The sequence below is a fragment of the Pseudonocardia pini genome (genome assembly GCF_013870575.1).
In the GTDB taxonomy this organism is placed as follows: domain Bacteria; phylum Actinomycetota; class Actinomycetes; order Mycobacteriales; family Pseudonocardiaceae; genus Pseudonocardia; species Pseudonocardia pini.
Genome location: NZ_JACBXB010000433.1, coordinates 1 through 4,656, shown reverse-complemented (window position 1 = coordinate 4,656; position 4,656 = coordinate 1). Strand labels below are relative to the sequence as shown.

7 protein-coding genes are annotated in these 4,656 nt (G+C 73.0%); 2 read left to right on the top strand and 5 right to left on the bottom strand.

What is annotated here, in order from left to right:
- The 3 genes from H5J29_RS21550 to H5J29_RS21540 all read right to left on the bottom strand — a co-directional run.
- The coding region (locus H5J29_RS21550) for a winged helix-turn-helix domain-containing protein (protein ID WP_512700132.1) at positions 1–1,205 on the bottom strand (1,205 nt) is incomplete at its 3' end.
- Positions 1,206–1,369: 164 nt separating this feature from the next.
- Positions 1,370–1,648: a GlsB/YeaQ/YmgE family stress response membrane protein gene (locus H5J29_RS21545; RefSeq protein WP_181782856.1), complete on the bottom strand. Its 279-nt coding sequence runs from the start codon at positions 1,646–1,648 to the stop codon at positions 1,370–1,372.
- Positions 1,649–1,781: 133 nt separating this feature from the next.
- Positions 1,782–2,405, bottom strand: a complete 624-nt coding sequence (locus tag H5J29_RS21540) for a maleylpyruvate isomerase family mycothiol-dependent enzyme (protein WP_312858341.1) — start codon at positions 2,403–2,405, stop codon at positions 1,782–1,784.
- An 87-nt stretch (positions 2,406–2,492) separates the two neighbouring features.
- Here H5J29_RS21540 and H5J29_RS21535 point away from each other — a divergent pair, with 87 nt between their 5' ends.
- Together H5J29_RS21535 and H5J29_RS21530 are read left to right on the top strand one after the other, a co-directional pair.
- A complete protein-coding gene (locus H5J29_RS21535) occupies positions 2,493–2,927 on the top strand; it encodes a MarR family winged helix-turn-helix transcriptional regulator (protein ID WP_312858340.1) in 435 nt (144 codons plus the stop codon).
- A 336-nt stretch (positions 2,928–3,263) separates the two neighbouring features.
- Entirely contained in the window at positions 3,264–3,656 is a 393-nt protein-coding gene (locus H5J29_RS21530) for an STAS domain-containing protein (RefSeq protein WP_181782854.1), read from the top strand.
- Between the two features lie 128 nt (positions 3,657–3,784).
- On the opposite strand, the gene H5J29_RS21525 is transcribed toward H5J29_RS21530, so the two are convergent.
- Both H5J29_RS21525 and H5J29_RS21520 read right to left on the bottom strand, forming a co-directional pair.
- Positions 3,785–3,955, bottom strand: coding sequence for a hypothetical protein (locus H5J29_RS21525; RefSeq protein ID WP_181782853.1), 171 nt, complete (start codon positions 3,953–3,955; stop codon positions 3,785–3,787).
- A gap of 215 nt (positions 3,956–4,170) precedes the next feature.
- On the bottom strand, positions 4,171–4,656 hold a 486-nt coding region (locus tag H5J29_RS21520), incomplete at its 5' end, for a hypothetical protein (protein ID WP_181782852.1).

The following is a 4,656-nucleotide window of genomic DNA, read 5'->3' as shown; positions in this document are numbered from 1 at the left end:
ACCTCGTCCGGCAGCGCCTCCAGCCACCGCCGCATGGTCGACTCCCGGCGACCCCGTTGCAGCGCGGGCAAGGCCTGCTCGACCAGGTCCGCGGCCCGCGTGACGTGTCCGCCCGCCAGCGCGTGGTCCACGGCGTCGTCCCGGTCGCCGGTGCGCTCGTACCAGTCGCAGGCCCGCCGATGCAGCTCGGGCACGGCCGCGGCCTGCTCGTCGCGCAGGTGCGCCTGCAGGACGTCGGCGAACAGGTGGTGGTAGCGGTACCAGCGGCGGCGGTGGTCCAGCGGGACGAGGAAGAGGCTGTTCCGCTCGAGGACGTCGAGCATGGCCCGGCCGTCGTCTCGGCCGGTGACCGCGTCGCAGAGCGCGGCGGTCATCCGGGTCAGGACTGAGGTCTGCAGCAGGAAGGTCCGGACCCGGTCCGGCTGGCGGTGCAGGACCTCCTCGACCAGGTAGTCGATGATGTAGCGGTCGTCCCCCGCGAAGCCGTCGATGAACCCGGAGGCGTCGTCGTGGTGCTGCAGGGACAGCGCTGCGAGCTGCAGTGCCGCGATCCAGCCCTCGGTGCGCCCGTCGAGCGCGGACACGTCCTGCGCGGACAGGGCGAGCCCCCTGACGTCGTTCAGGTACGCCGACGCCTCCGGCCGGGTGAACCGCAGGTCGGCCGCCCGGATCTCGACGAGGTCCCCGCGGCTGCGCAGCCGCGCCAGCGGGAGGGCCGGATCGGCGCGCGTGGCGATCACCAGGTGGACCTGGGCGGGCAGGTGCTCGACCAGGAACGCCATGCCCTCCTGGACCTCAGGCGAGTCGACGACGTGGTAGTCGTCGAGCACGAGCACCACCTCGCCCGGCAGCGCCGCGAGGTCGTTGACCAGTGTGGCGAGGACCGCGTCCGCGGGAGCCCGCGACTCCAGCAGGGCCAGCGCGGCGGCGCCGACGTCGGGTGCCACCGTGCGCAGCGCGGCGACGACGTAGGACCAGAACACGACCGGGTCGTCGTCGCGCCGGTCGAGGGAGAGCCAGGCCGCCGGCGCGCCGTCGGCGAGCCACTCGGTCACCAGTGTCGTCTTGCCGAACCCGGCCGGTGCCGACACCACCGTCAGGGCGGCCTCGGCACCCGCCGCGAGACGTGCGGTCAGCCGGGCCCGCCCCACCAGGCCACGTCGCCGCCGCGGGACGTGCAGCTTGGTCGTGACAAGGGGGCCCACCACAACCACCTCTCGCGAACGGCGGCGACACGGCGCACTCGACTCGAGCCGCATCGTGTCAGCCGCACCACGCGGTGTCGACCGCGTCGCCCCGGTGCGTGGGTCCGTCGAGCGGGCGCTGCTGCTCGGGGGCGCCTCTCGGCCCCGAGCAGCAGCGCCGGGGGTCAGCGGCGGGCGCCTCGACGGCCGTAGGCACCGGCCACGATCGCCACACCGATCACGGCGACGACGAGCTGGACGAGCAGTTCGAGCCAGTCGATGCCGCTGGTGGCGGTGGGGATGCCGATGGCGCGGGCGATGAACGTGCCGATGAAGGCGGCGACGATGCCGACGACGATCGTCAGCCAGATCGGGATGTTCTGCTTGCCGGGCAGGATCAGGCGGGCGAGTGCGCCGATGATCGCGCCGATGACGATGGCGGTGATGACTCCGGTGACGGTCATGATTCTCTCCTCGGGTCCAGCGGTGCGTGCATCGTGGGCACGTCGGGTTCGTCCCGCTCGGCGGGCTAGGCCGAATGCCGGACCCGGGTCGAGGTCGTTCCCGAACCGTGACCGCACGGAGACACGCGGAGCCCTACCGCAGCTGCGCGGTGCCGGTGCCGGTGAGTCGCGGCGCCGCCGCCGCGGTGCGGCCGGTGAGCAGCAACAGCAGGGCGGCCGCCGGGCCGCGGATCTCCGTGGCGGCCGCTCCCCGGTCCGCGACCCAGTCGACGTCGGTCGCCACGAGTCGGGTGGTGCGGAACCGCCGACGGGCCCAGAACGGCCAGCCCATCCGCCAGACGCGGTCCAGCGCGGCCACGGCGCCGTCGGGGGGCGTCGGCACGGAGCGGCCCAGGGGGAGCGCGATGTCCTGGACGTGGACGAGGGTGTCCATGACCAGGTTGTCGAGTGTGGTGACGGCGGGCTTGCGACGACTGTCGGCGTCTCGGAGCAGCTCGGCCGCGAGATCGGCGTCGGTGCGTCCGGCGTGGGCGATCGCGAGGTCGCGGTTCAGCCGGTCGAAGTCCCCGCGGGCACGGACCCCGTCGACGACGATGCGGAACGCCGACGGTGACCGCGGCGTCAGGGCGACGTGGGCGGCCACGTCGCGGACCCGCCACTCGTGGCACAGCGAGGGCTGCTCCCACTCGGACTCCGAGAGACCTGCCAGCAGCTCGGCCAGGACGCGGCGCTGCGAGGCGACGATCTCCCACTTCACGTGCTGCTCCATCGGTACCCCCGAAGAAGGTCAAAGACTTTGACTGATTTGTTCAAAGTCTCTGACTATCTCGTACCCTCGTCAAGCGTGACGGACATCCTCAACCTGGGCGTGCTGCTGTTCCTGCCCTACCGCGCGATGGAGACCCGGGTCTTCACCGGGCTCGCGGCGGCGGGGTTCGACGACTTCACCCCGGCACAGGCCCGCGTGTTCCAGCGGATCGCACCGAGTGGCAGCAGGCTGACCGAGCTCGCCGAGCAGGCAGGCACCAGCAAGCAGGCGGCGGGGTTCCTCGTGGACCAGCTCGAGCGGTCGGGCTACGTCGAGCGTGAACCCGACCCGGCGGACGGACGGGCGCGGTTGGTCCGGATCGCGCCCCGGGGCCGACGCACCGTCGAGGTGTCACGGGAGATCGTCGCCGAGGTGGAGGCCGAGTGGGCCGCGCACCTCGGGCCGCGGCGGATGCGCCAGCTGGGCGCGATCCTCACCGACCTGCGCGAGGTGACCGACCCCTGGCGATAGCGCGGTCGCGCTCGTTCCGGACCCCTGCGGCGCGTGTCGCCGAGAAGCTGCGCTCCGACAGGCTTGTAACGCCGCGGCTCGCGGCGTCGATAGACCTCGACGACACACGCTGCGCCCCATCGGCGACGGCGACGGTGATCGGGCGTCGACGACGGCGTCGGACATCGATCGGGTCCGGAGAGCCGTCGCTCTCTCGGCGGCCGTCCGGGGATTCCAGCAGCTCAGGGGCCACGCATGCCCCAGCCCGGGTGCCCTGGGTCCGCGCGCACACGTCGTCGGCCCCCTTCGAAGCCCGCCCGGCACCTCAGTCCGCTACCGCGAACGAAGGAGCCACGGATGTCGCACTGTCCGTACGAACCCGACGCCGCCCCCCGCAGTCCGTCCGCCGCGGACGAGGACCCACCGTTCGGTGTGGTCGTGGAGCGGCGTGGGCGCGCGGTCGTGGTGCACGTCTCGGGCGAGATCGACGCGCTCACGATCGACAGGGTGGACGCGGCCCTGTCGACGGTCACACCGGGCGGCCTGCTGGTCGTGGACCTGACGGAGGTCCGCTTCCTCGGTTCCGTCGGCCTGGCCGCGCTGGTGGCCGCCCGCAACCGGGCCGGACGCCAGGGCGCGGACACCCGCGTGGTGGTCGGCGACAACCGGGTCGTGCTGCGCCCGTTGGAGCTCTCCGGACTGCAGGACGAGTTCGCGCTCTTCGCCGACACCGAGCAGGCCCTCGGCTGAGCCGTCTCCGGTGTGCGCCCGGTGGGCAGGGGGACAGGTCGCAGCGGAGTCTTTTCGAAGACGGCCACAGCGACGGATCCAGGCCCTCGACAGGCGTCCCCCTTCGGCTGCGCGCCGGGGGAGCGACCTCATCGCTCACGACGGGGGGCCTCCGGCCCCGGGTCCTCGGTGCTCAGTCGTTCGAGGCAGGCGAGCAACTCCAGGGTGCCGGTGAAGGGGTGGGCGACGCTGGACGTCGCGCGTCGGACGGTGCCGCGCACGCGGCCGTCCGTCTCGGTGAGGTCGACGACGAGTTCCATGCCCACGAGCCTGCTCCCGCGGCCGCGGCGGGTCCCTGGGGAAAGTCCCTAGGCGGCTGCCGAAGACCCCGGCCCACTGCGCGCCGCCCGCACTGCGTTGTCGGCCTCGCGAAGACCCTGTAGTCCGCCTGCTTCTCGTGGTCGAGCGTCGAGGTCTCCGGGACGCCGCCTGCGAACTGGAGGTTCAGCCCGGAACCACGGCGGGTGCCGGTGGCTCAGCCCAGCACGACGGACGAGCCGGAGAGCCGTTCCGCCGTCACGGTCTCGCCCCCGTCGACCGCCCGCAGGGTGCTGGTGTCGAGCGTGGGCGCCGGGCTGCGGACGTCGCCACGCTTGGCGATCCCGACCTGGGTGCCGTCGAACAGGACGATCCAGCCGATGCGGGTCGAGATGCCCTCGACGGCCCGCTTGTTCTCGTACAGCCCCGCGTCGCTCCCGGTGACGGCGATCCGGGCCGAGAACGGGTGCGCGACACCGCCGACGGTCACGGTGCCCAGCAGGGACCGCTGGTCCGCGGTCGCCGCGACGGAGTTCGCCGGGGTGCGCCCGTGCAGCAGGACCCGGTCCCCCTCGACGGTGCCTTCCAGCCAGGCCTCGACCGACTTGCCGTCGCAGAGATAGCCGACGGCGCGGCCTGCCTTGAAGCCGATGGCCAGTGCCAGACCGTCGGCGGTCCGGCCCGTGTAGACGGCCTCGGTGAT

What these genes read in the sequence shown, in the direction of transcription:
- H5J29_RS21545 (WP_181782856.1), bottom strand. Translation starts at nt 1,648, where the DNA reads ATGACCGTCACCGGAGTCATCACCGCCATCGTCATCGGCGCGATCATC.
- H5J29_RS21530 (WP_181782854.1), top strand. Translation starts at nt 3,264, where the DNA reads ATGTCGCACTGTCCGTACGAACCCGACGCCGCCCCCCGCAGTCCGTCC.
- H5J29_RS21525 (WP_181782853.1), bottom strand. Translation starts at nt 3,955, where the DNA reads ATGGAACTCGTCGTCGACCTCACCGAGACGGACGGCCGCGTGCGCGGC.